Genomic DNA, 15,203 nt, shown 5'->3' with positions numbered 1-15,203 from the left:
AATCAAGCGAACCTTCTGAATGAAAAACTCTATTCAGGACCCATAAATGAAAAAATGGATGTGTGTGGCCGTCGCCACCTTGTGCGCAACTGCCGCAACGGCGGAAGAGCGCCACTTTGTCTGCGTCTCAGACCGCGACGGTAGCGAAGTGCGCCTCAACAGGGCACCGGAAGGAGACAAGGGCAACATCGAAACTGCGAACATTTCCGGCGATGCCATGGTGCTTAAAGGCGTTGGCAACATGACGTTTGTCTATATCGAAGGCGCGGATGTCATGACCTTTGTCGTCCATTATGACGACATGTCTTATGATCTTTCAGTCAAAGGCCCGCATGCCGGTACCGATCACGGGACATGTAAAGAAGTCTAAGTGCTCTCTCAGAGAGCCCCGAAACAAATCGGGGCTATCGAGGTTAATATCTCAAGAAATATCAAGAGGATGTGAGCACATGCTCACTCCTCTTTTTTTCCGAATGATATTGTCTAGGTCAGATGAGGGCGTCGCGGATCTCCGTTCGCTCTTCATTCTCAACCACCCGCATTCCAGCAGAAACCCCAATCTGGAAGGCGGAGCAAACCACCAAGGGACACCATGAAAAATCTGACTGCACTGACACTCGCCCTTCTCGCCCCCTCATATGGTTTGGCTGCTGGTTCCGGACCGCTAGACGGCGCTGATTTTGTCGTGACCTGCGTCTCGGACACCGATGGTAGTAGCGTTACTCTGGCCCGTTCGGGTTCGACTGATACCGGCTTCATCGTAACGGACACAATTCGGGGTGAAGCCAAGATTCTACCGGGTGTTAACTCGCTGACGTTTCTCCACATCATGGACAAAGACGTGGTCACTTTTGTCGTCGATTTCGACGACCTAAACTATGACATGTCCATCAAGGGGCAGCACACTGCAAACGACCGTGGCATTTGCGATGACCCCGTAAGCTGACAAAGCGATAACTCTCTCACATTCCGGCCCTTTCAGCCCAAAAAAGGGAGCGCAAATTGTTGTGTCTGACATAAGCGTCGTGCCATAAAGCCGCACCCGGACAGTGAGAAGAATTGATGGACTTACTAAACGCGCTTGTTGCGCTTTCGAACTTTGTGATCGTGCCTGCGGTTGCTTACGGCAGCCAGTTGGCTCTGGGGGCGCTGGGGGTCACGCTAATCTACGGAATCCTGCGGTTTTCGAATTTTGCCCATGGCGACACGATGGCCTTCGGCGCGATGATTGCCGTGCTGGTAACTTGGGGCCTGCAAGCGGCCGGAGTGAGTTTCGGTCCACTACCCACCGCGCTGCTGGCCCTGCCCTTTGCGATCCTGGGCTGTATCGTACTTGTTCTGATAACCGATCGGTTGGTCTATCGGTTCTACCGGGAACAAAAGGCCAAGCCGGTGATCCTTGTGATCGTCTCGATGGGTGTCATGTTCATCATGAACGGTCTTGTTCGCTTTATCATCGGGCCGGATGACCAAAGGTTTTCGGACGGTGCGCGCTTCATTATATCCGCCCGTGATTTTAAGGCGATGACCGGATTGCGTGAAGGACTTGCGATCAAGACCTCTCAGGGCATCACTCTGGTAGTTGCCGTTATTGCGGTGGCGCTGCTGTTCTGGTTCCTCAACAAGACCCGCACGGGCAAATCGATGCGGGCCTATTCGGATAACGAGGATCTGGCGCTGCTTTCAGGTATCAACCCCGAGCGTGTTGTGATGATTACCTGGATCATCGTGGCAGCATTGGCGACCACCGCTGGTGTTCTTTATGGTCTGGACAAGAGCTTTAAGCCTTTTGTCTATTTCCAACTTCTGCTTCCGATCTTCGCTTCGGCCATTGTCGGCGGCCTTGGCAACCCGCTGGGTGCCATCGCGGGCGGGTTCATTATCGCGTTTTCCGAGGTCACCGTAACTTATGCGTGGAAAAAAGTGCTGACTTACGTCGCGCCAGAAAGCCTGGCGCCTTCGGGACTAGTGCAATTCCTATCCACCGATTACAAATTCGCCGTCAGCTTTGCCATCTTGCTGATCGTGCTTCTGTTCAAGCCTACCGGCCTGTTTAAAGGGAAAGCGGTATGACCGAGTCTGTCAAAAACACGCTGCTTTTTGTTGTCGTTGGCGGCTTGATCCTGCTGACCGGTTTCACACAAAGCTGGAACTCCGCAATCCTGATCCTGAACATGGGGTTGATCTCAGCCATCATGGCGATTGGGGTGAACCTGCAGTGGGGATTTGCTGGCCTCTTTAATGTCGGTGTCATGGGTTTTGTGGCGCTGGGTGGTCTGGCTGTTGTGTTGGTATCGACCGCTCCAACACCCGGTGCGTGGTCTTCGGGCGGGTACGGCATCGTTCTTTCCTTGCTTTTGGGGGCTGCGACCGTTGTGGCGGCGGTGCTGGTGGCGACACGGATGCCTAAGGGCCGCGCCCAAACCTTGACGATTGTCGCCATTCTTATTGTAGGCTTCTTTGTTTACCGCGCGGTATTCGATCCCAGCGTGGCTGGTGTTGAAGCAATCGATCCGGCAGTTGCCGGCAACCTCGGCGGTTTGAACCTGCCGGTCCTTGTGGCCTGGCCTGCGGGTGGTCTGTTGGCTGCTGGTGCGGCGTGGCTGATCGGAAAAACGGCGCTGGGTCTCCGCTCGGACTACCTGGCAATTGCAACGCTTGGCATTGCCGAGATCATCATTGCGATCATGAAGAACGAAGACTGGCTGGCCCGGGGCGTCAAGAATGTCTACGGCATCCCGCGCCCTGCCCCCGTGGTAGGCTACGAGGTCGAACTGCAGAACGATCCCAGCTTTGTCGCGCGCGCCGATTGGTTCGGGTTGGACCCCGTCATCGCGTCGACGCTGTCGGTCAAACTGGGCTATTCGCTGCTGTTCATGATCGTTCTGCTTGCTTTGCTGTGGATGGCGCAAATGGCGTTGAAAAGCCCGTGGGGCCGCATGATGCGCGCCATCCGCGACAATGAGGTCGCGGCAGAGGCCATGGGCAAGGATGTCACCCGCCGCCACCTGCAGATCTTCGTGCTCGGCTCGGCCATCTGTGGCATCGCCGGTGCGATGATGACAACGCTGGACGGGCAACTTACGCCGGGAACATACAATCCGCTGCGGTTTACGTTCCTTGTCTGGGTGATGGTCATTGTGGGCGGTTCAGGCAACAATTTCGGCGCTGTTCTGGGCGCATTCCTGATCTGGTTCCTATGGGTTCAGGTCGAACCAATGGGGTTGTGGTTCATGAGCCTGATCACATCGAGTATGCCAGATGGCAGCGCGCTCAAATCTCATTTGATCGACAGCGCCGCGCATATGCGGTTGTTCACCATGGGCCTTATCCTGCTGATTGTTCTCAGGTTCAGTCCAAGGGGTCTGATTCCGGAAAAATAAGATCACAATCCATCAATTCATGAAACCGCGCCAACAGACTGGTGCGGTTTCTTGATTTTATACGGTATACGGATTAGACGAATCCCAGTACCGCCTTGATCCAGCCCTCTTTTTGGCCAGTATTTACGCTAAATTGATGCTCGGCCCGCGATCATTCGGGAAACCTACGAGCTTAAGAAGAGTGCACATGAATACTTCCTTCACTAAAATAGCCCTTATCGTCCCACTATTCGTTACCCTTGCGGGTTGTATCCCTTCCCCGGAAGATTTTGAGACGACCCCGGTAAAAGTGCAGACGCCTAAGGGTGAAGTTACTTGCCAACTATATCGTCCAGACCGTGTGATCTGGGATCGGGCGACCAACTTCCCGGCCACCAAAATGTCTGTCTCCGAAGCGGACGCCTATTGCAAACAGGAAGGCCAGCGCCGCCTGAAGTAAAATACGCGCGCCGGGCAGAAGGCTCCTGCCCGGCACTACCCTTATCTGGCTTTGAACAAACCGCCCAGAATGCCGCGCACAATGCGGCGTCCGGTTGTTCCTTTCAGTTCCTTGATCACAGCCTCGCTCATAGCGGTTGCGAACGTGTCTTTCTTGCGTATCACGCGAGAGGATGACCGCCCGACCCGGCTGCCGGAATAGCGTCTCGCTGTCGCAAATTCACGCTCAGCTGTGGATTGTGTTTCCAGCTGTTCTTCGGCCTTGGCCGCGGCTCGCGCTGCTGCATCTGCGCGGGACTGAAGGATTTCAAAAGCCGATTTCCGGTCCTTTAACTGCCCGTATTTCACGTTCATCGCTGAGGCATCGATCAGCGCCTTCCGCTCGGCCTTGGTGATTGGTCCCAGTTGCGACCCGGGTGGGCGGATCAGAGTGCGTTCGACGATCCCTGGCACGCCTTTTTTCTGCAACATCGAGGTCACGGCCTCACCGACACCAACTTCACGGATCGCCTCTTCGGTATCGAAGGCCGGGTTTTCACGATAAGTTTCCGCTGCAAGCCGCAGGTTCTTTCGATCCCGCGCCGTGAATGCGCGCAAAGCATGCTGCACCCGGTTGCCTAGCTGACCCAGAATGTCTTCCGGAACGTCCGCCGGGTTCTGAGAGATGAAATAGACACCCACCCCTTTGGAGCGAATGAGTCGGGCGACCTGCTCGACCTTGTCCACCAGAACCTTGGGCGCATCATCGAACAGCAAATGCGCCTCGTCGAAGAAGAACACCAGTTTGGGTTTGTCCGGGTCGCCAACTTCGGGCAGTTCCTCAAACAGCTCGCTCAGCAGCCACAGCAGGAATGTTGCATACAGACGCGGTGACCCCATCAGCTTGTCGGCGGCAAGTATGTTCACAACGCCCTGACCGTTTTCATCGACGCGCATCAGATCGGCCAGTTCCAGCGCGGGTTCACCAAACAGTTTGGTGCCGCCCTGGTTTTCCAGAACCAGCAGGCGGCGTTGTATGGCCCCGATCGAAGAGGTTGAGACGTTACCGTATCGCAAAGACAATTGTGCCCGGTTTTCCCCTATCCAGACCAGCAACGACTGAAGGTCCTTAAGGTCCAGCAGTGGCAGTCCCTCTTCGTCTGCCACCCGGAACGCGATGTTCAGAATGCCCTCTTGCGCTTCGCTCAGATCCATCAGGCGCGACAGCAGCAGAGGTCCCATCTCGGTTACTGTTGTGCGAACAGGATGTCCTTGTTGCCCGAACAGATCCCAAAACGTGACCGGGCACGCGCCATACGAATAATCGGCAAAGCCGATCCGCCGGGCGCGATCCTGAAACGCTTGGTGAAGCTTGTGGCTTTCGCTTCCCGCCTTGGCCAGACCGGACAGGTCCCCTTTGACGTCAGACAGGAATACCGGAACACCGGCTTGGGAAAACCCCTCTGCCAGAATTTGCAGTGTTACCGTTTTACCTGTTCCCGTCGCCCCCGCGATCATGCCGTGACGGTTGGCATATTTCAGCGTCAGCGACTGTGGCTGGCTGTAGTCGTTGCCACCGCCGCCCAAGAATATGTTTTGGTCCATGAATGTAAGGCCTTATTTCCACCGATCTGCGGCCAGCATACAAAGTTAACCTTTAACTGCGAAAGTCTAATTGCTGCCCACGTCGCTAAGGTTACGGGGCGGCATATTTCCTCCCTGTCGACTGACCGCGCCTTCGGGCGCGGTTTTTTTTCACAAATCATGGCCGTTACATTAAAATTTCAGGTTTTCAGTTGACCGATGCCCCTGCCTTTCGTAACGTCTGCGCATAAATAAGTCGGCCAGTCCGACGGGGAGAAGATTTTTAGAAGGGAGCCGCTCCACCGGCTCCCTTTGTTCTTTTTGCCGTAGCGCTAGATTTCCGATAACCCGGCGAAAAACCGTTCACATGTTGAAATGACCCACCTTAGCCCCTGACAGTGTGGGACAAGGGTGATAGACGAGTGAAAAAGTCCAACATAAGACCGAGGCAATCATGATCAAGAACACCCTTTCAGTCAGCCTGGTGACCGCTTCGTTGTGGTGCGGAGTCGCATACGCTCAGGAAACGACGCAGGAAACCGAACAACAACCCCAGACCTCGCAAACTCAAATCGGCAACGATCTGGACCTGGGTGAAACCGGTCCGCGTAACGGCGAACAATACGTCAAGGAAGAAAAAGGCGACTGGGCGATCCTGTGCATCAAGACCGATGCCGACGAAGACCCCTGCGCGATGCGTCAGATCCTGACTGGCGAGCAAGGCCAGCCGATCGCGGAAATCACTCTGGAAAAACTGCCCGAAGGCGTGGCCGCGGTTGCCGGAGCAACCGTGGTTGTCCCGCTGGAAACAATGCTACAGGCGCAGTTGGCGCTTTCGATCGATGGTGCTCCGGGCAAGCGCTATGACTACCACCACTGTAACCCCGTTGGCTGTGTCGCGCAGATGGGCTTTACCGAGGGCGACGTGGAGGCAATGAAGGTCGGAACCAAAGCGACCTTGTCGCTTGTGTCAGTTCTCGCACCAAACCAACTGCTGCAACTTGAAGTATCGCTGTCAGGCTTTACAGCAGGTTTTGAAGGCTTGAAAGTTCTGCAGAACTGAGGTTTCGCTAAGCTAAGACCGCCGCCGGGTTTTACCGGCGGCGTCTTTGTTTGAAATCAGCATTTATATGCGTTTTAAGGCAATTACCGCATTCAGCCCGCCAAATGCAAAGGCGTTACTCAGTGCTACGTCCACTTTCGCCTCGCGGGCTTCGTTTGGCACGACATCCAGCGCGCATTCGGGGTCCGGCTCTTCATAGCCGATGGTCGGAGCGATCACGCCATCCCGCAGTGCCATGATACAGGCCAGCAGTTCGACCGCGCCGGTGCCACCGATAAGGTGGCCGTGCATCGACTTGGTCGAAGAAATCATCAGCTCGTCGGCATGAGGGCCAAAAACACCGGCCACGGCAGCGCATTCCGTCTTATCATTGGCCGCGGTGCCGGTTCCATGCGCGTTGATATATCCAACACTGTCCGCGCTTAACCCTGCATCCGCAAGCGCGCCCGACATGGCACGCGCAGCGCCCTGTTTGCTGGGCATGACAATGTCCGACGCATCTGACGACATCGCAAAACCCACGACCTCACACAGGATATCAGCCCCACGGGCGCGGGCGTGCTCGAATTCTTCGAACACGAAGACACCTGCGCCTTCGCCTTGCACCATGCCATTGCGATTCGCGCTGAACGGGCGGCAGGCGTCCTTGGACATGACACGCAGCCCTTCCCAGGCTTTGACACCACCAAAACACAACATCGACTCTGACCCACCGGTCAGCATCGCCGGAGCAGCACCGCTGCGTACCATCTGGAACGCCAGCGCCATTGCGTGGTTGGACGAGGCACAGGCCGTCGACACCGTAAAGCTGGGGCCCTTAAGGTTATGCTCCATCGAGACGTGACTGGCCGCCGCATTGTTCATCAGCTTGGGAACGACAAACGGGTGCACCCGGTTTTTGCCATCCTCGTAAACGGAACGGTAGTTGTCATCCCAGGTCGAAACGCCTCCACCAGCGGTTCCCAACACAACGCCCGAGCGGGCCGCGAGGTCACCGTGGAATTCGATCCCGGATTGATCAATTGCTTCTTTGGCCGCTGTCAGAGTGAATTGTGTGAACCGGTCATACAGGGTCATTTGCTGGCGGTTAAACCGCCCCTCGGCCTCGAACCCGCGGACCTGACCACCAATCTGAATGGCCAGTCTTTCAACATCGCGAAATTCAAGCGCAGAGATACCGCAGCGCCCTTCGCGCATAGCCTCTAACGTATCAGGCACCGAATGGCCCAGTGAATTGATTGTACCGGCCCCGGTGATAACGACGCGTTTCATAGGATTATGTCAGACCTTTTCCGACACCAGCTTTTGGATACCGGTGATGATGGCCGCGACATTCGAGATGTCGAAGTCGCTGGCGCTCGGCTCGTTTGCGTTGAACGGAATCGAGATATCGAACTCTTCCTCGATGGCAAAAATGCTCTCGACCAGTCCAAGGCTGTCGATACCCAGATCTTCGAGCGTGCTTTCGGGTGTCACATCCGACGGCTCCAGCACGGCCTGCTCTGCAATGATTGCGATGACGCGGTCGCTGATGCTCATGTCGATCCTCTAATTATCATGTTGAGGTTGATTTAATCGCTCGGAGGCTGTTTGGAAACAGCCTTTTTCAGCGCCTCAACGTCACGTGCCAATCTCGGCAGCCGGCGCTGCGCTTTGTAAATGTCTGTATGCGTTTCCATTTTGATGGCGGGATAGCCCATAACCACGCGCCCTTTGGGAACGTTGGATAGGATTTTTGTGCCCCCGCCCGCAATCACACCATCGCCGATAAAGATATTGTCCGACACTCCGGTCTGTCCGCCCAAAACAACGTTGTTTCCAATTTCAACTGATCCGGACACACCGGATTGCCCGCATAATAGGCAATCCTGCCCAACACGGGTGTTGTGCCCGATATGAACCTGGTTATCGAGCTTTGAACCATCGCCGATGCGGGTGTTCCTGATGGTTCCATTGTCAATGGTACAATTCGCACCGACTTCGACATCATCGCCAATCTCGACAGCACCCAAAGAATGAATGCGGAGCCAGCTCTGCGCCCGGGCTTCACCCTGATCGCCCATGGATTTGCGGGCGTTTTCCACGCCTGATACCTCGGGCGTCACAAAGCTGAAACCGTCACTGCCGATCCTAGCGCCGGGTTGCGCAATGAAACGATCACCGATCTGAGCCCTTGCTCCGATACTCACCATCTCGCGCAGAAACGCGTCGTCGCCCAGAACGGCATCCAGACCGATCACGCAATGTGGACCGATGACCGCATTCTTACCGATACACGCACCGGCACCAACAACCGCCAATGGGCCGATCGAGGCACCCTCGCCTATCTCCGCCGTTGGGTCGATTACGGCAGAGGGGTGAATGCCCGGCTGCACTCCTTGCCCGCGATCCAGCATTGCCGTGATACCCGCCATCGCCATGCGTGGACGCGGCACAAAAATCGCGGCCTCCAGCCCCAGAGCCTGCCAATCCGCACCTTCCCACAAAACGGCGGCGCGGGCGGCACCCGTGCTAAGCGCGTCCGCGTATTTCGGCGACATCGCCATTGCCAGGTCAGACGGCCGGGCATCGACCGGTTCTGCGGCGCGCTCTATAATAAGGCCAAGTTCACCCTGACAGTCCGCGCCCAAGGCTTCGGCGATTTGCTGAATAGTGTACTGCATGACGGGCTTCCCGAATTAAGGACCTGCCCCGGTGATTACCCCTGAACGTCCGGCAGGGCTACCCCTGCTTTCTGCAGAGCGTCCCAGATTTTCCGGTCCCGGTCATAGACATCGCGGCGGTACTGAACCTCACCTTTCGGACCGACATAGGCGGTGCGATAGATCAGATGTACTGGAACATGCTGTTCCAGCGGGACAGTCGTTTCCTTGCCGGACGCCAATATACGGTGGAAAAACGCCTTTGGGTCCTCTTCCTGTTTGGCCAAAAGTGCATAGGCAAACTCGAAGGGTTGCGCCAACCGGATACACCCGTGCGAGAACGCTCGCGTCTCACGTGCAAACAGAGATTTCTGAGGCGTATCATGCAGATAGATGTTGTGCTTATTGGGGAACATGAACTTTACCAACCCCAGCGCGTTGCTTTTGCTGGGGGGCTGACGCATGGCAAACGGGAAGTTTCTTGTGTTGAACTGGGTGAAGTCAACCGCGCCCCGATTAACCAGACGACCGCTGCGATCCGTGATCTGGATGTGGCCAACGGCGTTCGGATTTGACTGCAGTTTTGGCAGATATTCCTTGGTGATGATCGAGCGCGGCACATACCAACTGGGGTTGATGACCATATGCTCCATCTCGTCCGAAAACTCCGGGCTGCGACGGTCATGCACGTTCTTACCAATCACGGCGCGGGTCTCAAAGGTAATCCGGCCATCGTCCACGATCTTGGCCGAAAAGTCGGCCTGGTTGACCAGAATGTGCCGCTCACCCCGTTCACGCGGCAACCAGCGTTCGCGTTCCAGTGCAACATAAACGGCCTTCAAACGCTCGGACGCCGTGCGGTTAAGCTCGGTGATCGTGCCCTCACCGGCGACACCATCGGTGGCCAGACCGTGCGCCTGCTGGAAGTCTTTGATAGCAGCCAGCATTGCCTCATCGAATTCGGGACTTGCGGTCGGGCTTAGATACCCCATCGTAATCAGACGGTTACGAAGCTTAATTACATTAGATCCGGTATCGCCATATTCCAACTTACCCACAGGCACACCTGCACCCCAACCGCCTTGGTTGACCAATGCCTCAAGCGCGATCTTCTGTTTCATCAACGCGCGGTACTGGGTGGATTGCGGTGCAAGCAGATCGAAATACGCGTCACCCTCCGCAGTAAGCAGGCCCTGCAAATGGTCATTGGCCGACCGACGCGACACTGTGCGGACCAGCCCATCGTCAATCTGCGCAGGACGCAATGCGCCTGAATACAGATCACTTGCATAGCTGACAAACGCCTTGCTTAATTCGATTTCAACCGCACCCAAATCCCGCAGCGATCTGGCGTCCTGCATTTTTGATACGATCGACTGAACGTCATAGCCCCCTTCGGGCAAGCCATGCAGGTTTGTGGAAGATAACGCCTTTATCAACCGCGCTCTGCGCGCTTCATGCTCAGGCGTGTCGCCCACCCATATTGGGGCAAAGGCGTTGGTACGATAGAACTCTGCCAGACCTGAACCTGCAGGCGCAAACTCGGCCACAGCCATTTGAAATGCCGTTCCGGGTGCAGACTGGGCACTTGCCACAGAGGCAGACGCCGTAATGCAAGCGGCGAAGATAAGACTTTTAGGCAACCGGTAAAGTGCTCGCATGGGATGACCTTGATTATTCGATACTTTGCGCGTTCTGAGGCGCGTTCCGAACGAATATGGTTTTCAGCTGGACCTTTTGTCCATTCACAAATACATCAATCCAAAGCATCCATCCGAGCCTGATGCGCGTTTGCATCGGCTGCGTTGCGCCAACGCCTAATTGCCTCAATACTATACCGATTTGCATCACCTGCGCAAAAAATCGCCGAAAATTCCCCCTTGAAAAGATGAATGTGAAAGATTTCTTGGCTGGCATTTCGTACTGTGTCATAAATCCCGCATCTGGGATGGGAAAAAATTAAGATCGCGCGCGTAACATCGTGTGCAGGCAGGAACAGTACGGGACGAAACGAAATGACCACGAGCAGTACATCGGGCTTGACCCGGCGTGCCCTATTGGGCGCATTCGCTGCAACAGCAGTTGTAGCAGCACCGACTTATTCCAATGCAGCAGGTTTTTTGCGCGGTGGCGGCGATATTCGTCGTATCCGTATGTATTCGGGCCGCACGGGCGAACGGCTTGATATGATATATTGGGTTGACGGAAAATACATCAAGGACGCTGTCAAAGAAGTGAACCACTTCATGCGCGACTGGCGTACTGATCAGGCCAAATCCATGGATCTGCGCACCATCGACATCATGGCAGCCTCTCATAATCTTCTGGACGTGAATGAGCCCTACACTCTTTTGTCCGGCTACCGTTCCCCCCAAACCAATGCAATGCTGCGGTCTCGTTCGCGTCGTGTGGCCAAGAACTCGCTGCACATGAAAGGCCAGGCTGCAGACTTGCGCCTGTCCTCCCGTTCCGTATCTCAGATGGCCAAAGCAGCCATGTCCTGCCGTGCTGGCGGTGTCGGCAAGTATCACCGCTCGAACTTTGTCCATATGGATTGCGGCGAGGTTCGCAGCTGGGGTGGCTGAAAGACTCCCAAACTGTTTCTCAACGACGAGCGCCTTTGGGCGCTCTTTGTTTTTTGGACTACCAGCGTACAGGTTTTGCCCGGATACGGGATCGCTGATTGCCGCACTTACAAGACCGGAATTGGCTGCCTGAAAGGTATTCTCACGGGCTTGAAAACGTCATTCTTAGGTGGGCCAGCGCGCACTTCTCGCGAATTTTCATATAACATGATGAAAAATATCGCGATTTTATGAAGAGATTTTTTTATGAGAAAGGAGTCATATTGCGGCGTTAGAGGAAAGATTAATGATTTCGATTGTCGCCAAAGTAATAGCATTGTTCCTGCTGATTGCCGCGCTTTATCTGGCGTATTATGCCGGTTCGTTTCAGCAAGAACTCAAGGATACTGATAGACCGCCGCCGGTGGTTCTGTTTTCCATTGTAGTGGCCCTTGCCGCCTATCTGCTCTTAGTGCTGGTATAATTGCTTCTGTCCGGCATCCGGGCTTCATTCCGAGCAATGGCGCCAGCACGCCTGCTATCGCGGTTTAGCTTACTACAGTGCCATCATCTCGGATCGTGCAGCAGATCTGCGTTGCTCGCCGCCCAGTCATGCATGGCCTGCAGCAGAGGTATCAAGCTTTGCCCTAAAGGCGTCAGGCTGTATTCCACATGGGGCGGGATGGTTTTGAAGTCTTTGCGTGAAACAAAGCCCGCTTCTTGCAACTCACTTAGCTGGCGGGTCAGTGTCCGGTGCGTTATGCTGCCAAGGTTTCGCTGAAGCTGATTAAACCGCGAGGTTTCCTGGGCCAGCCAATAGACAATCAAAAGTTTCCACTTACCCGAAATCGCTTCGATCAACGGCTCAATAAGGCAATTCTCTTTCGATTCGAGAGTTGTCATGACAGTATCCTAAATGACCGTACTTGTCGTTTTGATCATGTAATTCTAACTACTGCCCGGAACACCCAAATGCAATGAGGATTGGGATGAGCAAGAAGAAGGTAGTGATTGTTGGTGGCGGATATGTCGGCTTTGAAGTTGCCAAAGAATTGGATGCACATGCAGATGTCACACTGATCGAGCAACGCGAAGCTTTTGTGCAGCCGCCGGCGACAATCCGGGCGCTCTTGGATCCTGCTTTGCTGGATCAGATCGTTCTGCCGTATGATCGCTTGCTAAAGAACGGGCGGGTCGTGCGTGGCCGCGCTGTATCGGTGTCTCAAACCGAAGTGACCCTGGAAGATGGCAGTGTCTATCCGGCTGATTTTATCGTCGTGGCCACAGGTTCGTCCTATGCAGCACCGTTCAAACCATCGGGCGACAGCATTGATGATTTTCGCCAGACCAGCGCAGACGTCAGCGCGCAATTGGCAGCCGCGAAATCGGTGGCAATCGTCGGGGCTGGTGCTGTTGGCACAGAACTGGCGGGTGAAATTGCTGCGGCACGACCGGACAAGGACATCACTTTGATTTCGTCGGACTATACCCTTTTCCCGATGTACCCTGCTAGGTTTGGCAGCCAGATCAAACGCAAACTTGAACGCGCCGGTGTATCTGTCGTGCTTGATCAAAGAGTCGAGGATTTACAGCGCATGGACATGCCTTACGCGGGTTCGGTGAAACTAACCGATGGTCGGGTTGTCTCCGTTGATCTGGTGTTTCCGGTCGTCGGATCAAAACCAAATACGACCTTGATCCAGACTATGCCTAGGGTGAACGCTGTACCATCCGGCCGGATCAAAACCGACAAGTGGATGCGCCCGTCAAATTTTCCGAATGTCTTCATTGCGGGCGACATCGCCGACATAGGAGACGGTATGACGATTGTCGCGATCACTAGGCAAAACCCATGGTTGATCAAGACATTGAAGCAGGTGTTGAAGGGACAAGCGGTCGAAGATCAAAAACCCTATGCGCCTTGGAAGAAGGCACCGATCCTCGTTCCGCTGGGACCTCATGTCGGCAATAGTTGGCTCTTTGCGACTGTTGGCGATTGGATCACCCGCAAGATGAAAGGAAAAGAGCTCTTTATCCCAAAGTATCGCAAGGCATTTGGTCTTTCACGATAGCAGAAGGTCTGAGCGGTGCATTTCCCGGCCTAATCTATTGAAAGCCGAAGCGAAAGCGGGCTTAAGAGGGCAAAATCATAACCCAACTAGCCGTCAGCCATTAAAAGTAATGGCGCACCTGAGAGGATTCGAACCTCTGGCCTCTGCCTTCGGAGGGCAGCGCTCTATCCAGCTGAGCTACAGGTGCCTTGGCCGTTAGCTAACCTTGATCCGATCCGGGTGCAACTGCAAATCTTTCCGGATCGGTCAGGTTTCACGCAAACAAATCGTGTGCCAATTCCAGCGCGTCGATCAGTATGTCGACCTCGTCCGTGGTGTTGTACAGACCAAAGCTTGCGCGGCAAGTCGCGGTGACACCGTAGAAATCCATAAGAGGACCAGCGCAGTGATGACCGGCACGGACAGCCACGCCTTTCTTGTCCAAAATGGTCGAGACATCATGCGCGTGCCCTGCCCCGTCCATCGTAAAGCTGAAGATTGCGGCCTTGTCCGGGCGTGTGCCCTGAACCTGCAACCAGTTCAGACCAGTCAGTCTCTGCATAGCATAATCGCGCAACCCGGCCTCATGAGCGGCGATATTTTCCATCCCCAGATCCATCATGTAATCCAGCGCAACACCCAGACCGATGGTTTGGACAATACCGGGCGTTCCGGCCTCGAACTTCATTGGCGGGTCGTTGTAGATCACCTGATCCTTGCTGACCTCTTTGATCATGTCCCCGCCACCGATAAAGGGGCGCATCTCGGCCATGCGTTCGGATTTGATGTAAATCGCGCCCGACCCCGAAGGGCCATAAAGCTTGTGGCCGGTGATTGCATAGAAATCGCAGCCGATATCGGCGACATTGACGGGCATGTGCACGGCGCCCTGACTGCCATCGACCAACACCGGTACGCCTTTCGCGTGCGCGCCTTCCGTGATCGCTTTGACGTCGACCACCGTTCCCAACACGTTCGAACACTGCGTCACCGCAACCAGCTTGGTCTTGGGACCAATTGCGTCGATCACGGCCTGCGGGTCCAGCCCGCCGTCAGCGTCCACATCAACCCATTTCAGGATGACGCCCTGACGCTCGCGCAGGAAATGCCATGGAACGATGTTGGCGTGGTGTTCCATCACGCTCAGCACGATTTCATCCCCGGCCTGCATACGCGGCATGGCCCAGCCATAGGCGACTAGGTTGATCCCTTCGGTCGTGCCCGAGTTCAAGACAATCTCATCCTCGTCCGCCGCGCCCAGAAAACGGGCGATGGTTCCGCGAACGGATTCGTATTTCTCGGTCGCAAGATTGGACAGGTAGTGCAGGCCGCGATGAACATTCGCGTATTCTTCGGAATATGCCCGTGTCACCGCATCAATCACGACCTGCGGTTTCTGCGCCGATGCGCCATTGTCCAGATAGGTCAACGGCTTGCCGTTCACTTCCCGAGACAGGATTGGAAAGTCTGAGCGGATTTTCTGCACGTCATACATGGTC

General features: G+C 55.2%; 16 protein-coding genes and 1 tRNA gene. 9 read left to right on the top strand and 8 right to left on the bottom strand.

Annotation, left to right across the window (positions count from 1 at the left end; all coding sequences use genetic code 11):
• Window positions 1–46: 46 nt before the first annotated feature.
• The 5 genes from AC2FLJ_RS00635 (at window position 47) to AC2FLJ_RS00615 (ending at window position 3,822) form a co-directional block, all read left to right on the top strand.
• Window positions 47–370: a hypothetical protein gene (locus tag AC2FLJ_RS00635; RefSeq protein WP_170557293.1), complete on the top strand. Its 324-nt coding sequence runs from the start codon at window positions 47–49 to the stop codon at window positions 368–370.
• A gap of 222 nt (window positions 371–592) precedes the next feature.
• Complete coding sequence (locus AC2FLJ_RS00630) at window positions 593–946, top strand: hypothetical protein (RefSeq protein WP_496704216.1); 354 nt, start codon at window positions 593–595, stop codon at window positions 944–946.
• A 116-nt stretch (window positions 947–1,062) separates the two neighbouring features.
• Window positions 1,063–2,073 (top strand): branched-chain amino acid ABC transporter permease, encoded by a 1,011-nt coding sequence (locus AC2FLJ_RS00625; RefSeq protein WP_058271609.1) that lies wholly within the window; start codon window positions 1,063–1,065, stop codon window positions 2,071–2,073.
• Complete coding sequence (locus AC2FLJ_RS00620) at window positions 2,070–3,383, top strand: branched-chain amino acid ABC transporter permease (RefSeq protein WP_496704215.1); 1,314 nt, start codon at window positions 2,070–2,072, stop codon at window positions 3,381–3,383. The genes AC2FLJ_RS00625 and AC2FLJ_RS00620 overlap by 4 nt, the downstream gene beginning before the upstream one ends.
• A 187-nt stretch (window positions 3,384–3,570) precedes the next feature.
• Window positions 3,571–3,822, top strand: a complete 252-nt coding sequence (locus AC2FLJ_RS00615; protein ID WP_496704214.1) for a hypothetical protein — start codon at window positions 3,571–3,573, stop codon at window positions 3,820–3,822.
• A 41-nt stretch (window positions 3,823–3,863) separates the two neighbouring features.
• Here the strand turns inward: AC2FLJ_RS00615 and AC2FLJ_RS00610 are convergent, their stop codons facing one another.
• On the bottom strand, window positions 3,864–5,405 hold the full coding sequence (locus AC2FLJ_RS00610) for a helicase HerA-like domain-containing protein (protein WP_496704213.1): 1,542 nt from the start codon (window positions 5,403–5,405) through the stop codon (window positions 3,864–3,866).
• A gap of 433 nt (window positions 5,406–5,838) precedes the next feature.
• Here AC2FLJ_RS00610 and AC2FLJ_RS00605 point away from each other — a divergent pair, with 433 nt between their 5' ends.
• Window positions 5,839–6,447 (top strand): invasion associated locus B family protein, encoded by a 609-nt coding sequence (locus AC2FLJ_RS00605; protein WP_109311523.1) that lies wholly within the window; start codon window positions 5,839–5,841, stop codon window positions 6,445–6,447.
• Between the two features lie 63 nt (window positions 6,448–6,510).
• On the opposite strand, the gene AC2FLJ_RS00600 is transcribed toward AC2FLJ_RS00605, so the two are convergent.
• Genes AC2FLJ_RS00600 through AC2FLJ_RS00585 form a run of 4 tightly spaced genes read right to left on the bottom strand, consistent with a single transcriptional unit; the run spans window position 6,511 to window position 10,750 of the window.
• The gene (locus tag AC2FLJ_RS00600; RefSeq protein WP_282168295.1) at window positions 6,511–7,719 is read right to left on the bottom strand and encodes a beta-ketoacyl-[acyl-carrier-protein] synthase family protein; all 1,209 of its coding nucleotides are present in this window, start codon (window positions 7,717–7,719) and stop codon (window positions 6,511–6,513) included.
• 9 nt (window positions 7,720–7,728) lie between these two features.
• Window positions 7,729–7,986: an acyl carrier protein gene (locus tag AC2FLJ_RS00595; protein WP_058271604.1), complete on the bottom strand. Its 258-nt coding sequence runs from the start codon at window positions 7,984–7,986 to the stop codon at window positions 7,729–7,731.
• 32 nt (window positions 7,987–8,018) lie between these two features.
• Window positions 8,019–9,110 (bottom strand): UDP-3-O-(3-hydroxymyristoyl)glucosamine N-acyltransferase, encoded by a 1,092-nt coding sequence (gene lpxD, locus AC2FLJ_RS00590; RefSeq protein WP_282118415.1) that lies wholly within the window; start codon window positions 9,108–9,110, stop codon window positions 8,019–8,021.
• 35 nt (window positions 9,111–9,145) lie between these two features.
• On the bottom strand, window positions 9,146–10,750 hold the full coding sequence (locus AC2FLJ_RS00585; RefSeq protein ID WP_496695522.1) for a L,D-transpeptidase family protein: 1,605 nt from the start codon (window positions 10,748–10,750) through the stop codon (window positions 9,146–9,148).
• A 354-nt stretch (window positions 10,751–11,104) separates the two neighbouring features.
• On the opposite strand from AC2FLJ_RS00585, the gene mepK reads away from it, so the two are divergent.
• Complete coding sequence (gene mepK, locus AC2FLJ_RS00580) at window positions 11,105–11,674, top strand: peptidoglycan L,D-endopeptidase MepK (RefSeq protein WP_113790634.1); 570 nt, start codon at window positions 11,105–11,107, stop codon at window positions 11,672–11,674.
• A 286-nt stretch (window positions 11,675–11,960) separates the two neighbouring features.
• Window positions 11,961–12,137, top strand: coding sequence for a hypothetical protein (locus tag AC2FLJ_RS00575; protein WP_496695525.1), 177 nt, complete (start codon window positions 11,961–11,963; stop codon window positions 12,135–12,137).
• 83 nt (window positions 12,138–12,220) lie between these two features.
• On the opposite strand, the gene AC2FLJ_RS00570 is transcribed toward AC2FLJ_RS00575, so the two are convergent.
• On the bottom strand, window positions 12,221–12,556 hold the full coding sequence (locus AC2FLJ_RS00570) for a winged helix-turn-helix transcriptional regulator (RefSeq protein WP_282118412.1): 336 nt from the start codon (window positions 12,554–12,556) through the stop codon (window positions 12,221–12,223).
• 74 nt (window positions 12,557–12,630) lie between these two features.
• Between AC2FLJ_RS00570 and AC2FLJ_RS00565 the strand changes: the two genes are divergently transcribed.
• Window positions 12,631–13,725 (top strand): NAD(P)/FAD-dependent oxidoreductase, encoded by a 1,095-nt coding sequence (locus tag AC2FLJ_RS00565; protein ID WP_496704212.1) that lies wholly within the window; start codon window positions 12,631–12,633, stop codon window positions 13,723–13,725.
• Window positions 13,726–13,835: 110 nt separating this feature from the next.
• On the opposite strand, the gene AC2FLJ_RS00560 is transcribed toward AC2FLJ_RS00565, so the two are convergent.
• Both AC2FLJ_RS00560 and AC2FLJ_RS00555 read right to left on the bottom strand, forming a co-directional pair.
• Window positions 13,836–13,912: transfer RNA gene (locus AC2FLJ_RS00560), tRNA-Arg, on the bottom strand.
• A 66-nt stretch (window positions 13,913–13,978) separates the two neighbouring features.
• Entirely contained in the window at window positions 13,979–15,199 is a 1,221-nt protein-coding gene (locus AC2FLJ_RS00555) for a cysteine desulfurase (protein ID WP_496704211.1), read from the bottom strand.
• Window positions 15,200–15,203: the final 4 nt, after the last annotated feature.

Source organism: Ruegeria sp. CDSA034 (assembly GCF_059612275.1).
Note: the sequence above shows the minus strand (reverse complement) of the source record. Positions and strands in the feature narration are given on the sequence as shown.

Coding starts and splice junctions, on each gene's coding strand:
- AC2FLJ_RS00585 (WP_496695522.1), bottom strand. CDS start 10,750: ATGCGAGCACTTTACCGGTTGCCTAAAAGTCTTATCTTCGCCGCTTGC.
- AC2FLJ_RS00565 (WP_496704212.1), top strand. CDS start 12,631: ATGAGGATTGGGATGAGCAAGAAGAAGGTAGTGATTGTTGGTGGCGGA.
- AC2FLJ_RS00595 (WP_058271604.1), bottom strand. CDS start 7,986: ATGAGCATCAGCGACCGCGTCATCGCAATCATTGCAGAGCAGGCCGTG.
- mepK (WP_113790634.1), top strand. CDS start 11,105: ATGACCACGAGCAGTACATCGGGCTTGACCCGGCGTGCCCTATTGGGC.
- AC2FLJ_RS00610 (WP_496704213.1), bottom strand. CDS start 5,405: ATGGACCAAAACATATTCTTGGGCGGCGGTGGCAACGACTACAGCCAG.
- AC2FLJ_RS00570 (WP_282118412.1), bottom strand. CDS start 12,556: ATGACAACTCTCGAATCGAAAGAGAATTGCCTTATTGAGCCGTTGATC.
- AC2FLJ_RS00625 (WP_058271609.1), top strand. CDS start 1,063: ATGGACTTACTAAACGCGCTTGTTGCGCTTTCGAACTTTGTGATCGTG.
- AC2FLJ_RS00615 (WP_496704214.1), top strand. CDS start 3,571: ATGAATACTTCCTTCACTAAAATAGCCCTTATCGTCCCACTATTCGTT.
- AC2FLJ_RS00575 (WP_496695525.1), top strand. CDS start 11,961: ATGATTTCGATTGTCGCCAAAGTAATAGCATTGTTCCTGCTGATTGCC.
- AC2FLJ_RS00630 (WP_496704216.1), top strand. CDS start 593: ATGAAAAATCTGACTGCACTGACACTCGCCCTTCTCGCCCCCTCATAT.
- AC2FLJ_RS00605 (WP_109311523.1), top strand. CDS start 5,839: ATGATCAAGAACACCCTTTCAGTCAGCCTGGTGACCGCTTCGTTGTGG.
- AC2FLJ_RS00600 (WP_282168295.1), bottom strand. CDS start 7,719: ATGAAACGCGTCGTTATCACCGGGGCCGGTACAATCAATTCACTGGGC.
- lpxD (WP_282118415.1), bottom strand. CDS start 9,110: ATGCAGTACACTATTCAGCAAATCGCCGAAGCCTTGGGCGCGGACTGT.
- AC2FLJ_RS00555 (WP_496704211.1), bottom strand. CDS start 15,199: ATGTATGACGTGCAGAAAATCCGCTCAGACTTTCCAATCCTGTCTCGG.
- AC2FLJ_RS00620 (WP_496704215.1), top strand. CDS start 2,070: ATGACCGAGTCTGTCAAAAACACGCTGCTTTTTGTTGTCGTTGGCGGC.
- AC2FLJ_RS00635 (WP_170557293.1), top strand. CDS start 47: ATGAAAAAATGGATGTGTGTGGCCGTCGCCACCTTGTGCGCAACTGCC.